This is a genomic window from Paraburkholderia sp. D1E, assembly GCF_052682275.1.
Window position 1 is genome coordinate 5,244,947 of record NZ_JBQYMB010000001.1, and the last position, 17,481, is coordinate 5,262,427.

At 60.6% G+C, this 17,481-nt stretch carries 15 protein-coding genes; 10 read left to right on the plus strand and 5 right to left on the minus strand.

Annotated elements, in window-relative coordinates; genetic code table 11:
- Positions 1-36: 36 nt before the first annotated feature.
- The 3 genes from ACUN0E_RS23550 (at position 37) to ACUN0E_RS23560 (ending at position 2,843) form a co-directional block, all read left to right on the plus strand.
- Positions 37-870, plus strand: coding sequence for a carbohydrate ABC transporter permease (locus ACUN0E_RS23550; RefSeq protein ID WP_408235188.1), 834 nt, complete (start codon positions 37-39; stop codon positions 868-870).
- Entirely contained in the window at positions 867-1,568 is a 702-nt protein-coding gene (locus ACUN0E_RS23555; RefSeq protein ID WP_445568096.1) for an HAD family hydrolase, read from the plus strand. The genes ACUN0E_RS23550 and ACUN0E_RS23555 overlap by 4 nt, the downstream gene beginning before the upstream one ends.
- A 165-nt stretch (positions 1,569-1,733) precedes the next feature.
- Entirely contained in the window at positions 1,734-2,843 is a 1,110-nt protein-coding gene (locus ACUN0E_RS23560) for an ABC transporter ATP-binding protein (RefSeq protein ID WP_408234957.1), read from the plus strand.
- Between the two features lie 38 nt (positions 2,844-2,881).
- Here ACUN0E_RS23560 and ACUN0E_RS23565 read toward each other — a convergent pair whose 3' ends face one another.
- The 3 genes from ACUN0E_RS23565 to dalD form a co-directional block, all read right to left on the minus strand.
- On the minus strand, positions 2,882-3,829 hold the full coding sequence (locus tag ACUN0E_RS23565; protein ID WP_408234960.1) for a sugar-binding transcriptional regulator: 948 nt from the start codon (positions 3,827-3,829) through the stop codon (positions 2,882-2,884).
- Between the two features lie 78 nt (positions 3,830-3,907).
- Positions 3,908-5,389 carry a xylulokinase gene (gene xylB, locus ACUN0E_RS23570; RefSeq protein ID WP_445568097.1) on the minus strand — a complete coding sequence of 494 codons (1,482 nt, stop codon included), beginning with the start codon at positions 5,387-5,389 and terminating at the stop codon, positions 3,908-3,910.
- Positions 5,390-5,585: 196 nt separating this feature from the next.
- On the minus strand, positions 5,586-6,998 hold the full coding sequence (gene dalD / locus ACUN0E_RS23575) for a D-arabinitol 4-dehydrogenase (RefSeq protein WP_408392121.1): 1,413 nt from the start codon (positions 6,996-6,998) through the stop codon (positions 5,586-5,588).
- A 387-nt stretch (positions 6,999-7,385) separates the two neighbouring features.
- Here dalD and ACUN0E_RS23580 point away from each other — a divergent pair, with 387 nt between their 5' ends.
- The 7 genes from ACUN0E_RS23580 to ACUN0E_RS23610 all read left to right on the plus strand — a co-directional run bounded on the left by ACUN0E_RS23580 (position 7,386) and on the right by ACUN0E_RS23610 (position 15,490).
- Positions 7,386-8,366, plus strand: coding sequence for an AraC family transcriptional regulator (locus ACUN0E_RS23580; protein ID WP_445568098.1), 981 nt, complete (start codon positions 7,386-7,388; stop codon positions 8,364-8,366).
- Between the two features lie 123 nt (positions 8,367-8,489).
- Entirely contained in the window at positions 8,490-9,443 is a 954-nt protein-coding gene (locus ACUN0E_RS23585; RefSeq protein ID WP_408234972.1) for an ABC transporter substrate-binding protein, read from the plus strand.
- Between the two features lie 64 nt (positions 9,444-9,507).
- A complete protein-coding gene (locus ACUN0E_RS23590; RefSeq protein WP_445568099.1) occupies positions 9,508-11,028 on the plus strand; it encodes a sugar ABC transporter ATP-binding protein in 1,521 nt (506 codons plus the stop codon).
- A complete protein-coding gene (locus ACUN0E_RS23595) occupies positions 11,015-12,022 on the plus strand; it encodes an ABC transporter permease (RefSeq protein WP_408234977.1) in 1,008 nt (335 codons plus the stop codon). The genes ACUN0E_RS23590 and ACUN0E_RS23595 overlap by 14 nt, the downstream gene beginning before the upstream one ends.
- Positions 12,023-12,056: 34 nt before the next feature.
- Complete coding sequence (locus tag ACUN0E_RS23600; RefSeq protein ID WP_445568100.1) at positions 12,057-13,160, plus strand: alcohol dehydrogenase catalytic domain-containing protein; 1,104 nt, start codon at positions 12,057-12,059, stop codon at positions 13,158-13,160.
- A 51-nt stretch (positions 13,161-13,211) separates the two neighbouring features.
- Positions 13,212-14,756: an FGGY-family carbohydrate kinase gene (locus ACUN0E_RS23605; RefSeq protein ID WP_445568101.1), complete on the plus strand. Its 1,545-nt coding sequence runs from the start codon at positions 13,212-13,214 to the stop codon at positions 14,754-14,756.
- Positions 14,753-15,490: an SDR family oxidoreductase gene (locus ACUN0E_RS23610; protein ID WP_445570508.1), complete on the plus strand. Its 738-nt coding sequence runs from the start codon at positions 14,753-14,755 to the stop codon at positions 15,488-15,490. The genes ACUN0E_RS23605 and ACUN0E_RS23610 overlap by 4 nt, the downstream gene beginning before the upstream one ends.
- A 159-nt stretch (positions 15,491-15,649) precedes the next feature.
- Here ACUN0E_RS23610 and ACUN0E_RS23615 read toward each other — a convergent pair whose 3' ends face one another.
- Complete coding sequence (locus tag ACUN0E_RS23615; RefSeq protein WP_445568102.1) at positions 15,650-16,129, minus strand: hypothetical protein; 480 nt, start codon at positions 16,127-16,129, stop codon at positions 15,650-15,652.
- Between the two features lie 394 nt (positions 16,130-16,523).
- Complete coding sequence (gene kynA / locus ACUN0E_RS23620) at positions 16,524-17,474, minus strand: tryptophan 2,3-dioxygenase (protein WP_445568103.1); 951 nt, start codon at positions 17,472-17,474, stop codon at positions 16,524-16,526.
- Positions 17,475-17,481 lie beyond the last annotated feature (7 nt).

The following is a 17,481-nucleotide window of genomic DNA, read 5'->3' on the forward strand; positions in this document are numbered from 1 at the left end:
CACGTTGCCTCTACACCGGCGTCGAGCACGACGCCCATGACTGTGCCGGCCAAGTCGCCGTTCGCCGCAATTCGCCGCGGCATTCCCGGCGTGATTGCCTGGCTGGTCGCGCTGCTGCTGTTCTTCCCGATCTTCTGGATGACGATCACCGCGTTCAAGACGGAGCAGCAGGCGTATTCGTCGTCGCTGTTCTTCATCCCGACTCTCGATAGTTTTCGCGAGGTATTCGCGCGCAGCAATTACTTTTCGTTCGCGTTGAATTCGGTGCTGATTTCGGTCGGCGTCACGGTGCTGTGTCTGATTCTCGCCGTGCCCGCCGCCTACGCGATGGCATTCTTTCCGACGCACCGCACGCAGAAGGTGCTGCTGTGGATGCTGTCGACCAAGATGATGCCGTCGGTCGGCGTGCTGGTGCCGATCTATCTGTTGTGGAAAAACACCGGCTTGCTCGATACGGTGTCGGGTCTGGTGATCGTCTACACGCTGATCAATTTACCGATTGCCGTGTGGATGTCGTTCACGTACTTCGCTGAAATTCCGCGCGACATTCTCGAAGCAGGACGGATCGACGGCGCTGCGACGTGGCAGGAAATCGTCTACCTGCTGATGCCGATGTCGTTGCCGGGGCTTGCCTCCACCTCGCTGCTGCTAGTGATCCTGTCCTGGAACGAAGCGTTCTGGAGCATCAACCTGTCGAGTTCGAACGCCGCACCGCTGACCGTGTTCATCGCGTCGTATTCGAGTCCTGAAGGTCTGTTCTGGGCGAAGCTCTCCGCTGCATCGCTGCTTGCGGTCGCACCGATCCTGATCGTCGGCTGGTTGTCGCAGAAGCAACTGGTGCGCGGCCTTACCTTCGGGGCGGTCAAATGACGGCAGGCACGGCGATAGGCAGCTTCGCGCTGATCTGTGATTGCGACGGCGTGCTGATCGACAGCGAAGCCGTGGCGGCGCGCATGCTGGTGCACGAACTCGAAGCGCGCTGGCCCGATACCGATGTCGAACCGGTGGTGCTGCCGCTGCTCGGCCTGCGCATCGAAAAAGTGTTGCAAGGCACGGCGACGCAACTCGGCAAGCGCCTCAGCGTCGCGGATATCGAGGCGATCCGCCAAGCGGTGGAAGCGGCGGCGATGCAGGCGCCGGCAGTCGTTGGAATCGAGGCCGCGCTCGCGCAGGTGCCGCTCACCAAAGCATGCGCGAGCAACAGTTTTCGGCCGTATGTGGAGAGCGTGCTGGCGCGCACGGGCCTCGTGAAGTTCTTCGGCGACCGGCTCTTTTGCGCCGATGCGGTGCCGAATCCGAAGCCCGCGCCCGATGTCTATCTTGCTGCCGCGCAAGGTCTTGGCCTCGCGCCGTCCGCCTGCCTCGTCGTGGAAGACAGCGTGACGGGCGTGACGGCGGCAACCGCGGCGGGCATGACGGTGCTGGGCTTTATCGGCGGCGGTCATGCGAGTGACGCGCAGATCGACGCATTGCATGCAGCGGGCGCACGTCATGTTTTCGACGACATGCTGCAGTTGCCGGAACTGGTCGCGCAATGGACGCTGAGCGCGACGGCAGCGGCGCCGTAAGCGCCGTAGGTCAAATCAATGAACAACGAATGAGCTGGATCGGAATCGCACATAGAGAAGCGAATCAACGCAGCTGCTGAAGAAACGGAAGCAACGGATCGAACCTGAGCAACCGGCGCAGCTGAAGCACCGTTAGCAACGCACAGCAATACACGGAGACACATCATGGCAAGCGTAACTCTGCGCAACATCAGAAAAGCCTACGACGACAACGAAGTGATGCGCGACATCAACCTCGACATCCTGGACGGCGAATTCGTCGTGTTCGTGGGCCCGAGCGGTTGCGGTAAATCGACGCTGATGCGGATGATCGCCGGCCTCGAAGACATCAGCGGCGGCGACCTCACCATCGACGGCACGCGTGTGAACGACGTGCCGCCCGCCAAGCGCGGCATCGCGATGGTGTTTCAGTCGTACGCGCTGTATCCGCACATGACGCTATACGACAACATGGCGTTCGGCCTGAAACTCGCCGGCACCAAGAAGCCGGAGATCGACGCCGCCGTGCGTAATGCGGCGAAGATTCTGCACATCGACCATCTGCTCGATCGCAAGCCGAAGCAGCTTTCGGGCGGTCAGCGCCAGCGCGTTGCAATCGGCCGCGCGATCACGCGCAAACCGAAAGTGTTCCTGTTCGACGAACCGTTGTCGAATCTCGACGCCGCGCTGCGTGTCAAGATGCGCCTCGAATTCGCGCGTCTGCATGACGAATTGAAGACCACCATGATCTACGTGACGCACGATCAGGTCGAAGCCATGACGCTGGCCGACAAGATCGTCGTGCTGTCGGCGGGCAATGTGGAGCAGGTCGGCAGCCCGACCATGCTGTATCACGCGCCGGCCAATCGCTTCGTCGCCGGCTTCATTGGTTCGCCGAAAATGAATTTCATGGAAGGGATCGTGCAATCGGTGACGCACGACGGCGTCACGGTGCGCTACGAAACCGGCGAGACGCAGCGTGTCGCAGTCGAGCCGGGCACGGTGAAGCAGGGTGATAAGGTCACCGTCGGTATTCGTCCGGAGCATCTGCATGTAGGCACGACAGACGACGGCATCTCGGCGCGCACCATGGCGCTCGAATCGCTCGGCGATGCAGCGTATCTGTATGCAGAATCCGGCGTTTCACCGGATGGCCTGATCGCGCGAATTCCACCGCTCGAACGGCACGCCAAGGGCGAGATGCAAAAACTTGGCGCCACACCGGATCACTGCCATTTGTTCGACAGCGAAGGGAAAGCGTTCCAGCGTAAGATCGTCGAAGTGCTGGCCGCGTGAGTCAGTGATGGGGAAGGCGGCGGGCGCGCCGCTTTCCTTCAGGCTTCCAGCGCCGCCCGCGCACACAACTCGTCAGTCACCAGTCCCGACAGCCAGCCGCCTTTGAGCACCGCGATCAGCGCTTCGCGCTTGCGCGCGCCGCCGGCAAACCCGATGGTGGGCCGCTGCGGCGGGGCGTCGAGTGCGATGCTGGTGACACGCCGGCCAGTCGGCGATTCAACGTGCGCGCCGGCTGAATCGATCGGCAGGCCGAGCATTTCCGCCACCGCACCGTTCTGCACCAACTCCTTCACTTCCGCGGAGGTGATAAAGCCGTCTTCATGCAGCGGACAGTGCGGCCCGATATTGCCGATGCCGACGAACGCGACATCCGCCTTGGCCGACAGCGATTCGACGATTCGGTACAGCCGGTGATTGCACCACTGCGCGCGCTCGGCCTCGCTATCGGCGAGCAGCGGCGCAGGCAGCAGAAAATACTTGCCGCCGGTCTTCTCGGAAATGTGCAGCGCGACGTCATAGCGGTTCGAGGAGCCGTCCTGGGCGATCGCCCCGACCATCGATACCAATCGGTGCTGCGGACGCTCCAGCTGGGCGATCTGATCGACCGCGGCCTTCAGCGTACGGCCGCTGCTCACGGCGACCACCATCGGTTTTTCTTCGCTGAGATAGCGTTCCATGACCTGCGCGCCGGCCACCGCCAGCTTGCGGTCGACTTCCTCCGGCGTATCGCTGTCGATCGGTACGACTTCGCACATGCTCAGGCCGTAGCGCTTCGAGAGTTGATCGGCGAGGGCAAGACAATCGGCCAGTTTGTGATCGACGCGCACGCGGATCAGATTCTTCTCGACAGCGAAGGCGACCAGGCGCTGCGCGACCGGGCGTGACACCTGCAGTTTCTCGGCGATTTCGTTCTGGGTATTGCCGGCGACGTAATAAAGCCACGCGGCGCGGGTAGCAAGATCTAATTTTTCTGTGGACTTGGGCACGGTGACGGTTCGCTTGAGGTGCGCCGATGATAGCAGCCGGTCTCCGCCTCTCAGCGGGAACCGGCTGCGGCTTGCCGGTTAGGCGAGCGGTTGCCGCGCGGGGTCAAACAGCGGCCGCACGTGGCGGTAGAGCGCGCGATAGGCTTCGAGCCGGTTGCGCAGTTCGGCGTGTCGTTGCGGGTTCGGCGTGAACTCCTTTTCGATCGGCGGCTTGGTCAGCACCTTGGCCGGTTCGCCGCCCGCGGCCAGCCAGCCGAGGCGTGCCGCGCCGAGCGCCGCGCCGGTTTCTCCGCCGCCGTGCTTGCGGGTCGCGGTGTCGAGCGCATCGGCAAGCAGTTGTGCCCAGTAGTCGCTGCGAGCGCCGCCGCCGAGCAGGGAAAGCGCCTTCGCTTCGGTGCCGGCCGCGCGCAATGCGTCGAGGCCGTCAGTGAGTGCGAGCGTCACGCCTTCGAGTACCGAGTAGCCGAGCAACGCGCGATCGGTTGCGTGATTCATGCCGAAGAACACGCCTTGCGCATACGGATCGTTGTGCGGCGTGCGCTCACCCGACAGATAGGGCAGAAAGAGCGGGGCGGTGTTCAACGCGTCCGCTGGCAGCGCCTCGATTTCGGCGAGCAGGGTTGGTTCGTCGGTTGAGGTGAGTTTGCAGACCCAGCGCAAGCAACTTGCCGCCGAGAGCACCACGCTCATCTGATGCCAGCGATCTGGAATCGCGTGACAGAACGCGTGCACCGCAGAAGCCGGATTCGGCCGGAAGCTGTCGCCGACCACGCACAACACACCGGACGTGCCGAGCGAGACGAAGCCGTCGCCCGGTTGCGTCGCGCCGATGCCGATCGCACTCGTGGCGTTGTCGCCGCCACCGGCCGCGACGATCACGGCGTCGCTCAAACCGAACTCGCGCGCCACCTCGGGAAGCAGGGTGCCGGATGGCTCGCTGCCTTCGCACAAGGCTGGCATCTGCGCGCGCGTCATGTTGCAGGCGGCGAGCAGCGAATCGGACCAGTCGCGTTTGGCGACGTCGAGCCACAGCGTGCCCGCTGCATCCGACGGATCGGATACCTTGCCGCCGGTCAGTTGCAGGCGTAGATAGTCCTTCGGCAGCAGCACGCAGGCAGTCCGCGCGAAGATGTCCGGTTCGTGACGCGCGACCCACAGCAGCTTCGGCGCGGTGAAACCGGGCATCGCGAGATTACCGGCCACGGTGTGCAACTCCGGCGCGCGCTCGGTCAGCTCCGCGCATTCCTTGTCGCTGCGCATGTCGTTCCACAGGATCGCAGGACGCAATACGCGGTCCTGCGCATCCAGCAGCACGGCGCCGTGCATCTGCCCCGAGAGGCCGATGCCGCGAATCTGCGCGAACTCGTCGGGATGTCTGGTGCGCAACGCGGCCAACGCCGTGCGCGTGCCGGCCCACCAGTCTTCGGGATTCTGTTCGGCCCAGCGCTGATGCGGGCGCGAAACGGTAAAGGGCGAGCCTGCGGTGCCGATCACGCGTCCATCGGACGCAAGCAGCAGGACTTTCACTTCGGACGTGCCGAGGTCGATGCCGAGATACATGGGCGCGAAACCTTCGTCGGTAGGGATGCGCTACTTTAGCCGCATAGGGCAAGCGGTGCCATGCGCATTAAGCCTGGCACCGGCGTGCTTCGATGCCGCGCGGTGCCAGGCGCTGAGCGACGCGATGCGCGTTGCTGCCGGCGTGCGCGTGCACCACATTGCGGCGACGCTGGGCGCCGTCGCAAGGGTTCGCGGATCAAGCCGCGCCGCGTTTGGCCAGCCACACGTCGACGCGCGCCAACGCGCCTGCCAACGCCGATTCCAACTCCGGTGTCTGCGCCATGCTGCCCCACAGCAGCCGGTCAGCGGCGAACGCCTTCAACGGATCGGGCGCGCTAAAGAAACCGCGCGCGACGCGCTCGTCCATCACGCCATCCTGATACGCATACGGCAGCTTGCCCGCGTTCCAGCGTTCGAGGAAGCGAAAGAACAGCGCCGGCAACATCGCCGTCGCCGCTGGCGTGGCGCCGCGCTCGAAGCATTCGGCGAGCGTCGGCGCGATAAAACCGGGCAGCTTCGAAAAACCATCGGCGGCAACGCGCTGGTTGGTGTCCTGGATATAAGGATTGCCGAAGCGGTCGAGCACGACATCGCGATAGCGTTCGAGATCGAGCGGGCTCGGCGTAAGGCAGGGGATCACGTCTTCGGTCACGTAATCGAAGGCGAATTTATGGATGTCCGGGTCGAGCGTGCCTTCGTGGATGTAGTTCAGTCCGACCAGCGTGCCCGCCCACGCAATGCAGCTATGCGGTGCGTTGAGAATGCGGATCTTCGCTTCCTCGTAAGGCAGCACCGAGTCGACCAGTTCAGCGCCGACCTTTTCCCACGCCGGGCGTCCCGCGATGAAACGGTCTTCGATCACCCATTGAATGAAGGCTTCGCCCATCACCGGGCAGGCATCGTCGACGCCGGTGGCGGCTTTCACGCGTTCGCGCACATCGGGCGTGGGACGTGGCGTGATGCGGTCAACCATTGAACTTGGACACGCGGTGTTGTCGTCGAACCATTGCGCCAGTTCGTCCGCGCCGCGTCGTTCGAGAAACTCGCTCATACCCGCATGAAAACGCTCGCCGTTGCTGCGCAGGTTATCGCAAGTCTGGAGCGTGACCGGGCCGGCGCCGCGCTTCATGCGCGCGTCGAGAATCGCCGCGAGCGCGCCGTAAATGGTGGTGTGGCCGCCTTTCAGGTCAATCGCGAGATCGGCATTTTCGGTATCGAGTTCGTCCTGTTCGTCGAGGTAATAGCCACCTTCGGTGACGGTAAACGCAATGATCTTGCAGGCCGGATCGGCGCCCGCTTCGATCAGCGTATCGAGACTCTCGGTCCACGGCACCACGCGCTCGATCGAACGGATCGTCTCGTACGCGCGCTCGCCCTGCGGCGTGACGGTTTCGAGTGTATAGACGCCGTTTTGCGCGGCGAGCGCTTCGAGCACCGCATTCATGTCGCTGCGAATATTGCCGACCGTCAGCGACCAGTGCGGCTCGCCCGCCACTTTCGCCTCGTTCAACCGATGGAGATACCAGGCCTGATGCGCGCGATGAAACGATCCTGCGCCGATGTGCAGGATCACGTGTGCGGCCGCGCCGCTGCCTTGCCCGCTGTTCATGTGCGTCTCCTGAATGTCTTCGATCGCACGGCTTGAAGCGTGCGTTTTTTCTCGAGGGTGGAGCATTTGCTCTGTCTGTGAGCGAATGATCGTACCCGGCGAATCGAATGTCAAGGCGACGTAAGCGGCTTTTCGTGGCGCAGCGCGGCGTGGCGGGACTTTCGGCGCGACTCGCGAGGCGTCCGCGCGTTATGGGACGTGTCTCGCGGTGCGTATTGCATTGCATCAAATTTGACTTTCACCGCGCCAGGACTAACCCGAATGCAAAAAAGTATCGGTCCACGGTTTCATTTCGAGTGGTGGATAAGGCTTTTGAGGGCTACTTTTCGCTATACAAGATGAAGCTCAGCGGCACTTGCGACACGCCGCTTCATGGAGGCAGACGCGATGCAACCCGATCTGGAACTCGTCGCCGTACGGCGCGACGAATCGTTCAAAGTGTGGTCGCACGGCTATCCGTATCGCACGGTGCGCTGGCATTTTCATCCGGAATACGAAATCCATCTGATCGTGGCGACGACCGGCAAGATGTTCGTCGGCGACCATATCAGCGGTTTTGTGCCCGGCAACCTCGTGTTGATGGGGCCGAATCTGCCGCATAACTGGGTCAGCGACGTGCCGGAAGGCGAGACGATTGCGCAGCGCAATCTGGTTGTTCAGTTCGGGCAGGAGTTCGTGTCGAGTTGCATGGGCAGCTTCCCGGAGTGGCGTCAGGTCGAAGCGCTGCTCGCCGACTCGCGCCGCGGCGTGTCGTTCGGCGCGCAGACAAGTGCGGCGATCCAGCCGCTGTTCCTCGAATTGCTGGCCGCGCGCGGACTGCGCCGACTCGTGCTGTTCATGTCGATGCTCGAAATCCTGATGGATGCCGAGGATCGCGAGACGCTTGCGAGTCCCGCCTATCAGGCAGACCCGACCGGGTTTGCGTCGACTCGCATCAATCACGCGCTGTCGTATATCGGCAAGAACCTGTCCAACGATCTGCGCGAATCGGATCTGGCGCAACTCGCCGGGCAAAGCGTCAGTGCGTTCTCGCGCTACTTCCGCCGCCATACGGGGCTGCCATTCGTGCAGTACGTGAACCGTATGCGCATCAACCTCGCGTGCCAGTTGCTCACGGACGAGGAACTGAGTGTCACCGATATCTGCTTCAAGGCGGGCTTTAACAACCTGTCGAATTTCAACCGGCAGTTCCTTGCGGTGAAGGGGATGGCGCCTTCGAAATTTCGCCACTACCAGCAACTGAACGACGCGAGCCGCGACGCCTCTGAAGAAGCGGCCGCGCGCGGCGCAGGCATCGACGATGCACCCGCTATCGTGCTTGCGCCAGGTTTGCCACGCACCGCCGCCGCTGCCTATCCACCGACGTAGTCCTCGTCAAGCTTTAAGCCGAAGCGTTTCACTTCACCCGCGTTTCAACACCTATCGCGCTGTCCCCGGACAGCGTGAGGGACGTGCTCATCTCATCGAATAGTTTTAATAACGGAGACAACCATGACGCAATCCACTTCAAAGCAGACATCGTTGAAGACCTTCGCGCGCAGTACGGCAGCGCTCGCGATGTTCGCGTTCGGCCTGTCGTTCGTCACGGCGCCGGCTGCACAAGCCGCACCGCTGAAGATCGGCATGACGTTTCAGGAACTGAATAACCCGTACTTCGTGACGATGCAAAAAGCGCTGAACGATGCGGCGGCGTCGATCGGTGCCACCGTGGTCGTCACCGACGCGCATCACGACGTCAGCAAGCAGGTCAGTGACGTCGAGGACATGCTGCAAAAGAAGATCGACATCCTGCTCGTGAATCCGACCGATTCGACCGGCATTCAATCGGCGGTGACGTCGGCTAAAAAGGCGGGCGTCGTGGTGGTTGCGGTCGATGCGAATGCGAATGGTCCGGTCGATTCGTTCGTCGGCTCGAAGAATTTCGATGCGGGACAGATGGCGTGTGAGTATCTGGCGAAGTCGCTTGGCGGCAGTGGAGAAGTGGCGATTCTCGACGGCATTCCGGTCGTGCCGATTCTCGAACGTGTGCGCGGCTGCAAGGCAGCGCTTGCGAAAGTACCGGGCATCAAACTCGTGGATACACAGAACGGTAAGCAGGAACGCGCGACTGCGTTGTCCGTCACCGAAAACATGATTCAGGCGCATCCTAATCTCAAAGGTGTGTTCAGCGTGAACGACGGCGGTTCGATGGGTGCGCTCTCGGCGATCGAATCATCGGGTAAGGACATCAAGCTGACCAGCGTCGACGGTGCGCCGGAAGCGATTGCCGCGATCCAGAAACCGAATTCGAAGTTCATCGAAACATCCGCGCAATTCCCGGCCGACCAGGTGCGTATCGCGCTCGGCATTGCACTCGCGAAGAAGTGGGGCGCCAATGTGCCGAAAACGATTCCGGTCGACGTGAAGATGATCGACAAGAGCAATGCCAAGGGTTTCAGCTGGTAAGTCGAATGCTCGCCGCCGTCGCTGGGTTCGATAAGCGCGGCGGCGAGCAGCAGAGGAGGACCCGATGGACACGATACTCAAGCTCGACAACATCACCAAAAGCTTTCCAGGCGTAAAGGCGCTGCAAGGCATTCACCTGGAAATTTCGCGTGGCGAGATTCACGCGTTGCTCGGCGAAAATGGTGCCGGCAAATCGACATTGATGAAAATCCTGTGCGGCATCTATCAGCCCGACGAAGGCACGATCACGATCGCGGGCGAAGCGCGCCACTTCACGAACTATCACGACGCGGTTGCCGCGGGCGTCGGCATTGTGTTTCAGGAGTTCAGCCTGATTCCGTATCTGAACGCGGTGGAGAACATGTTTCTCGGCCGCGAGTTGAAGAACGGTTTCGGTCTGCTCGAACGCGGCAAGATGCGGCGCGCGGCAGCCGCGATTTTTCAGCGCCTGGGCGTGACGATCGACTTATCGGTGCCGATTCGTGAACTGTCGATCGCGCAGCAGCAGTTTGTTGAAATTGGCAAGACGTTGTCGTTGGAGGCACGCATTCTGATTCTGGATGAACCGACCGCGACGCTAACCCCGGCCGAAGCTGAACATCTGTTCGCGATCATGCGTGATCTGAAGACGCAGGGCGTGGCGATGATCTTCATCTCGCACCACCTCGAAGAGATTTTCGAAGTGTGTGATCGCATTACCGTGTTGCGCGACGGTCAGTACGTCGGCATGACCGAGGTTGCGGAATCCGATGTGAGCCATCTCGTGGAAATGATGGTGGGGCGCCGCATCGAGAACAGCTTTCCGCCAAAGCCGCCGCTGCGCGCCGATGCGAAGATCGTGCTCGCGGTCGACAAACTGCAGTTGCTCAAAGACAGCCCGATGCTGAGGTTCACGCTGCGCGAGGGCGAGATTCTCGGCTTTGCGGGACTGGTCGGTTCGGGGCGCACGGAAACCGCGCTGGCCGTGATCGGCGCGGACCCAGCTTACGTGAAGGAAATCCGCATCAACGGCACAGCCGCAAAACTATCCGATCCTGCCGATGCGTTGCGCGCCGGTGTCGGTATTCTGCCGGAGAGCCGCAAGACCGAAGGTCTGATTACCGATTTCTCGATCAAACAGAATATCTCGATCAACAACCTCGGCAAATACCGCTCACTGCGTTTCTTCATCGATCAGCGCAGCGAAGCGCGTGCCACCGCCGACATCATGAAGCGCGTCGGCGTTAAAGCGCCGACGATGCATACCGAAGTCGCGACACTCTCAGGTGGCAATCAGCAAAAAGTGGTGATCGCCCGCTGGCTGAATCACCACACCAACATTCTCATCTTCGACGAACCGACGCGCGGCATCGACGTCGGCGCCAAAGCCGAAATCTATCTGCTGATGCGCGAACTCACCGCGCGCGGCTACTCGATCATCATGATTTCGTCCGAACTCCCGGAGATTGTCGGCATGTGTGACCGCGTCGCCGTGTTCAGGCAGGGCCGCATCGAAGCGATGCTCGAAGGCGACGGGATCGACTCGAACGCCGTGATGACCTATGCAACAGCCGGCACCCGTGGAGCACCCCATGAACACGCCTAATCCTTCTTCATCGCCGAAAACCTCGACCGTCAGTAGTGATACGCCCGGTGCACCGGTGCGCTATACGTGGGCCGCGTTGAAACGCTCGACGCTCTTCTATCCGTTCATCGGCTTGCTGGTGGTGTGCATCGTGATGGTGTTCGCGAGCGACAGTTTTCTCTCCGCTGCGAACATCGAAAACGTGCTGCGCCAGGTGTCGATCAACGCGATCATCGCCGTGGGGATGACGTGCGTGATTCTGACCGGTGGCATTGATCTGTCGGTGGGCTCCGTGATGGCTTTGGCGGGTACGCTCGCCGCGGGCTTGATGGTGGCCGGGATGAACGCAGTCGCTGCATTGGCGGTCGGCATCGCAGTCGGATTGGGCTTTGGCGCCGCGAACGGGTTCTTCGTTGCATTCGCCGGTATGCCGCCGATCATCGTCACGCTCGCCACCATGGGTATCGCGCGCGGCCTCGCGCTGATCTACACCGGCGGCTATCCGATCGACGGCCTGCCTGACTGGGTCAGCTTCTTCGGCAGCGGCAAGATATTTGGCATCCAGGCGCCGGTTGTGATCATGGTGGTGATCTATGCGCTTGCCTGGGTGTTGCTTGAACGCATGCCATTCGGCCGCTACGTGTATGCGATTGGCGGCAACGAGCAGGCGACGCGCTTATCCGGCGTACGTGTGGCTCGCGTGAAGCTGATCGTCTACTCGATTGCCGGTTTGACCTCCGCTTTCGCCGCCATTGTGTTGACCGCGCGTTTGATGAGTGGCCAGCCGAATGCGGGTGTTGGCTTTGAACTCGACGCCATCGCCGCCGTGGTGATGGGTGGCACCTCGATCTCCGGCGGACGCGGCTCGATCATCGGCACTCTGATCGGCGCGTTGCTACTCGGCGTACTGAACAACGGCCTGAACATGGTCGGCGTGAATCCGTATGTGCAGAACGTGATCAAGGGCGGAATTATTTTGCTGGCGATCTACATCAGCCGCGACCGTAGAAAGTAACTTTTAACCGACCTCTTTTAAGCAGGACCATGTAATGACTCAGTCCACTGAATCCACCCAATCCGGTAAGCAGGAAATGACGGCGATTGTTTGCCACGCACCGAAAGACTATCGCGTCGAACAGGTGTCGAAGCCGAAGGCGCGTGCGCATGAACTGGTGATCCGCATCGCCGCGTGTGGCATCTGCGCGAGCGACTGCAAGTGTCATTCGGGCGCGAAGATGTTCTGGGGCGGCCCAAGCCCCTGGGTCAAAGCGCCGGTGATTCCGGGCCACGAGTTTTTTGGTTTCGTCGAAGAAATCGGTGAGGGCGCCGCCGATCACTTCGACGTGAAGATGGGCGACCGCGTGATCGCCGAACAGATCGTGCCGTGCGGTAAGTGCCGTTACTGCAAATCCGGCCAGTACTGGATGTGCGAAGTGCACAATATCTTTGGCTTCCAGCGCGAAGTCGCCGACGGCGGCATGGCCGAGTACATGCGCATTCCGCCGACGGCGATCGTCCACAAGATTCCCGACGGCATCTCACTCGAAGATGCGGCTATCATCGAACCGCTGGCGTGTGCGATCCACACGGTGAATCGCGGCGAGTTGCAACTCGATGACGTGGTGGTGATCGCAGGTGCGGGTCCGCTTGGTTTGATGATGACGCAAATCGCCCATCTCAAGACGCCAAAGAAGTTGGTCGTGATCGATCTGGTTGAAGAGCGCCTGACACTCGCACGTGAATACGGCGCGGACGTGACGATCAATCCGAAGCAGGAGGATGCGCTGGCGATCATTCATTCGCTGACCGACGGCTATGGTTGCGACGTCTACATCGAAACGACCGGCGCGCCGATCGGCGTTAATCAGGGCATGGACCTGATTCGCAAGCTTGGGCGTTTCGTCGAGTTTTCGGTGTTCGGTGCGGATACGACGCTGGACTGGTCGGTGATCGGCGATCGCAAGGAGCTCGATGTACGCGGCGCGCATCTCGGCCCATACTGTTATCCGATTGCGATCGACTTGCTGGCGCGTGGACTCGTTACGTCGAGGGGCATTGTCACGCACGGCTTTTCGTTGGAAGAATGGGACGAGGCGATCAAGGTCGCTAACTCGCTCGATTCGATCAAGGTGTTATTGAAGCCGCGCGCCTGAGGATCTAGCGCAGCGCGTGTCAAGGACGAGCGGCACACAAACGGAGACTGTATGGATTACGTCATCGGCGTCGATATCGGTACGCAGAGCACCAAGGCGCTGCTGGTCGATCAGCACGGCGCGATCGTCGCGCAGCATGCGTCGAGCTATCAGCCGGATACGCCTAAGCCGCTATGGGCAGAACAATGGCCTGCGGTGTGGTTGAAGGCCGTGGTGGAATGCATCGCGGCGTGCGTCGGCAAGGCGAAGGAGGCGGGCGTCGCAGCGAAGTCGATCAAGGCGTTGTGCGTGAGCAGTCTGTATGGCGGTTCGGGGATTCCCGTCGATAGCGATATGCGGCCGCTCTATCCGTGTCTGATCTGGATGGACCGGCGCGCGACCGGCCAGGTCGAGTGGGTGCGTGAAAACATCGACCTCGAGCGACTGTATGCCATCACGGGCAATGGCGTGGACAGCTACTACGGTTACACGAAGATGCTGTGGCTGCGTGACCATGAGCCGGATGTGTGGGCGCATACGCGTTACTTTCTGCCGCCGAATGCCTATGTGATTTATATGCTGACTGGCGAGGTCGCCGTCGATCATAGTTCGGCGGGCAATATCGGCGGTATTTACGACATCGCCAAACGCGACTGGTCGGATGAAGCACTCGACATGCTGGGCATTCCCGCGACGATGATGCCGGAGCGGTTAGTGGAGTCGTCCGAAGTGGTGGGCGGGTTGTTATCGCAGTGGACCGAACAGCTTGGATTGGAGGCGGGCACGGCAATCGTCGCGGGTGGCGTGGATGCGGCGGTGGCGACGTTTGCCGCAGGCGTCACGCGCGCCGGGCAACATGTTGCGATGATCGGCACGAGTATGTGCTGGGGGTATATCAACCAGACTGTCGACGCGCGGCATGGGTTGATCAGCATGCCGCATGTGTTCAACGGTCAGCGCGATATTTACGTATTTGGCGGTGCGATTACGGCGGGTGCTTCGGTGACGTGGTATCGCGAGCAATTTTGTCATGCGGAGACTGAGGCCGCACGCGCGATGCCGAATGGGGATCCGCATCGGTTGCTGGAAGAGAGCGCTTCACAGATTCCGGCGGGTTCGGACGGTGTGATGTTCTTGCCGTATTTGATGGGCGAACGCAGCCCTGTGTGGGATGCCAAGGCGAGTGGTGCGTTTGTTGGTTTGAGCCTGTTTCACACGCGGGCGCACTTGTATCGGGCGGTGTTGGAGGGTGTGTCGTTCGCGTTGAAACACAACATCGAAGCGGGACGTAAAGGCGCGCAATCGTTGGATGACAAGCTGATTGTGGTGGGCGGGGCGGCGCATTCGGATTTGTGGATGCAGATCATCGCGGACATTACCGGCTATCCGGTCTATACGATCGAGCAGGAAGTGGAGGCCGCGATGGGGGCCGCCCTGTTGGCCGGTGTTGGCGTCGGTCTCGTATCGCGCGAAGAAGCGCAGGGCGGATGGGTGACGTTGATCGAACGAGCGGAGCCGAACGCGCAACGAATGGCGTTGTACGAACAGCGATTTGGTATTTATACGGATTTGTATCCGGCGTTGAAGCCGGTCATGCATCGATTGCAGACATCATGAATGTTACTTTTGATTTTTCTGGTAAGTCGATTCTGGTTACGGGAGCGTCGAGCGGAATTGGACGGGCTACGGTTGAAGCGTTGTGCGCGTCCGGTGCGAATGTGGTCGCGGCGGCGCGCAATGTGAATGAGCTCGCGCGATTGGCTGAGGAAACGGGATGCGAACCGTTGACGCTCGACGTAAGCGACGAAGCCGGTATCGATGATGCATTGGGTTCACTCGATGCGTTCGATGGGCTCGTGAACTGCGCAGGGATTGCTTTGCTTGAGCGGGCGGTGGATACGACGGGTGCCAGCTTCGATCGCGTGATGGGGGTGAATGCGCGTGGGGCGGTGCTGGTTGCCAAGCACGTGGCTCGCGGGATGATCGATACTAAGCGTGCCGGCAGTATCGTGAATGTTTCCAGTCAGGCTGCGCTTGTGGCGCTGGATGACCATTTGAGCTATTCGGCTTCCAAAGCGGCGCTTGATGCTATTACGCGTGCTTTGTGTATCGAACTGGGACCCTACGGCATTCGGGTGAATAGCGTGAATCCGACGGTGACTTTGACGCCGATGGCCGTGCAGGCGTGGAGTGATCCTGCGAAACGCGATCCCGCTTTGAAGGCGATTCCTTTGCGGCGGTTCGCGGAGTCCGCGGAGATCGCCGCGCCGATTATGTTTTTGTTAAGCGATGCGGCTTCGATGATTAGTGGGGTTTGTTTGCCGATTGATGGGGGTTATACGGCGAGGTAACTGGTTTGTCTGCTACGGATTCGTATCGGCACGCCCACGGTGTAACGGGAATCCTACCTGGGACGTCACTCGCACGACCGTCAGGCCGCGAATGAAGTTCTACGGCCCGCACGATCGCGCCTTTTCTTCTTGCGGCGACGTGGTGGTCGCTACTTCACTTTAGTGCTTCACTGTTGCCTGCCGCGCATCAACCCGCGCATGCGTGGCAGTCTTTACGCGCTCCTGCTTACGCGTCACAGTTTCGTCCGGCGCAGCTTCGGCTGCCGTTTCCCCTGCATCGCGTCCCACCGCCGCGGCATCTGAAAGAAGTTTCGTCGCAAGCTTGGCGGTGATGCGACTGTGAGCAACCCCCTTCGCATCGAGCGCGATCACCTGGTACAGGTCACGGTCGCATTCAACTTCCTGCTGATATTGCTCGACGGTATAGAGCAAGTGTTCCAGCAGGTTGCGCTCACGGCGTCTTTCCTCGACCGTCGTAGCAGGGCATCGCATGATGCTCGCCGCGAGATCAATCAGTGTTCGAAGCTGCCGGATTTGCCGATCGCATGCTCCAAACGCCGACAGTGCAAGTTTTTCATACTGGAGCGCATCAACAGGCGGGCGTGATGCAGGTTGAGTTTTCTTCGTGGTTTTGGCCATGTGCGATTTCCGGTGCGTTCGTGAATCGCCCGACACTCGCGAACTAATCGTTGGGGTGAGCGGGCACGTAGCGAGTTTGAGAGACCGGCGGTAGTTCAAACCGGTGGACCTTTCGGTCCCCTCACTGCGACCCGCCCATTGAATAGACGTGCAGAAGCAAGTGCACGACCTACGAATGTAGGTTATGCGAACTACCGTTCGGGCTCTCACACCCGGCCGTCTTTCCAACGGCACATAGAAATCTACCCCAACCGTTTTTTAAGACGATCAACGACACAGGCTAAACGCGCGAGTTATGACCAATCTTTACATTCGAACCGACGCGTCTCCGGATCGCCGCGTGTTTTGTGAACGTTGCCAATACATTGCGAATTGGCAAACACGCAAACACGCTTTAAAGCATCGTCCTCACATGCCAAAGCTCCGGAAACAGAACCACATCCAGCATCTTTCGCAGATAAGGCGCGCCACTCGTGCCGCCCGTGCCTTGCTTAAAGCCGATGATCCGCTCAACCGTCGTCACATGCCTGAACCGCCACTGTCGAAACGCATCCTCGAGGTCGACAAGTTCCTCCGCCATCTCATACAACTCCCAATGCTGCGACGGATTCCGATAGACCTCCAGCCAGGCCGCCTCAACAGAAGCATCATGCGTAGTCGGCTGCGTCCAGTCCCGATCCAACCTCGACGGTGAAATCTCAAACCCACGCCGCGACAGCAGCCGAACCACCTCGTCGTAAAACGAAGGCGCTTCCAGCGAAGCCGTCACCTCAGCAAGAACATCCGGCCGATGCGCATGCGGTTTCAGCATCTGTTCATTTTTATTCCCAAGCAGAAACTCAATCTGCCGATACTGATAAGACTGGAACCCGGAAGAGCTACCCAGATAAGGCCGCATCGCCGTGTACTCCGACGGCGTCATCGTCGCGAGAACGCTCCATGCCTGCACAAGCTGCTCCATGATCCGCGACACGCGAGCAAGCATCTTGAACGCCGGCGGCAACTCATCGCGATGTACCGCCTTCAACGCCGCGCGCAACTCATACAGCGCGAGCTTCATCCACAACTCGCTCGTCTGATGCTGGATGATGAACAGCATCTCGTTGTGATCCGGCGATAACGGATGCTGCGCATCCAGTACCGTCCCCAACGACAGATAATCGCCGTAACTCATCGACTCCGAAAAATCGAGTTGTGCGTCATGCCAGCCATCGCCGGAATCGGAAGGTACTGAGGCAGCGGAGGCAACGAGCGCCGCCTGAGCAACCCCACTACCATGCCCAAACGGACATCCTTGCGCCGGTTTCTCTTCCGGCAATCCCGGCGTTTGCATGTGATCGGTCATCGCGCGC

Bases quoted from the DNA above. Each gene is read 5' to 3' on its own strand.
- ACUN0E_RS23550 (WP_408235188.1), top strand. From the start codon at position 37: ATGACTGTGCCGGCCAAGTCGCCGTTCGCCGCAATTCGCCGCGGCATT.
- ACUN0E_RS23555 (WP_445568096.1), top strand. From the start codon at position 867: ATGACGGCAGGCACGGCGATAGGCAGCTTCGCGCTGATCTGTGATTGC.
- ACUN0E_RS23560 (WP_408234957.1), top strand. From the start codon at position 1,734: ATGGCAAGCGTAACTCTGCGCAACATCAGAAAAGCCTACGACGACAAC.
- xylB (WP_445568097.1), bottom strand. From the start codon at position 5,389: ATGTATCTCGGCATCGACCTCGGCACGTCCGAAGTGAAAGTCCTGCTG.
- dalD (WP_408392121.1), bottom strand. From the start codon at position 6,998: ATGAACAGCGGGCAAGGCAGCGGCGCGGCCGCACACGTGATCCTGCAC.
- ACUN0E_RS23580 (WP_445568098.1), top strand. From the start codon at position 7,386: ATGCAACCCGATCTGGAACTCGTCGCCGTACGGCGCGACGAATCGTTC.
- ACUN0E_RS23585 (WP_408234972.1), top strand. From the start codon at position 8,490: ATGACGCAATCCACTTCAAAGCAGACATCGTTGAAGACCTTCGCGCGC.
- ACUN0E_RS23590 (WP_445568099.1), top strand. From the start codon at position 9,508: ATGGACACGATACTCAAGCTCGACAACATCACCAAAAGCTTTCCAGGC.
- ACUN0E_RS23595 (WP_408234977.1), top strand. From the start codon at position 11,015: ATGAACACGCCTAATCCTTCTTCATCGCCGAAAACCTCGACCGTCAGT.
- ACUN0E_RS23600 (WP_445568100.1), top strand. From the start codon at position 12,057: ATGACTCAGTCCACTGAATCCACCCAATCCGGTAAGCAGGAAATGACG.
- ACUN0E_RS23605 (WP_445568101.1), top strand. From the start codon at position 13,212: ATGGATTACGTCATCGGCGTCGATATCGGTACGCAGAGCACCAAGGCG.
- ACUN0E_RS23610 (WP_445570508.1), top strand. From the start codon at position 14,753: ATGAATGTTACTTTTGATTTTTCTGGTAAGTCGATTCTGGTTACGGGA.
- ACUN0E_RS23615 (WP_445568102.1), bottom strand. From the start codon at position 16,129: ATGGCCAAAACCACGAAGAAAACTCAACCTGCATCACGCCCGCCTGTT.
- kynA (WP_445568103.1), bottom strand. From the start codon at position 17,474: ATGACCGATCACATGCAAACGCCGGGATTGCCGGAAGAGAAACCGGCG.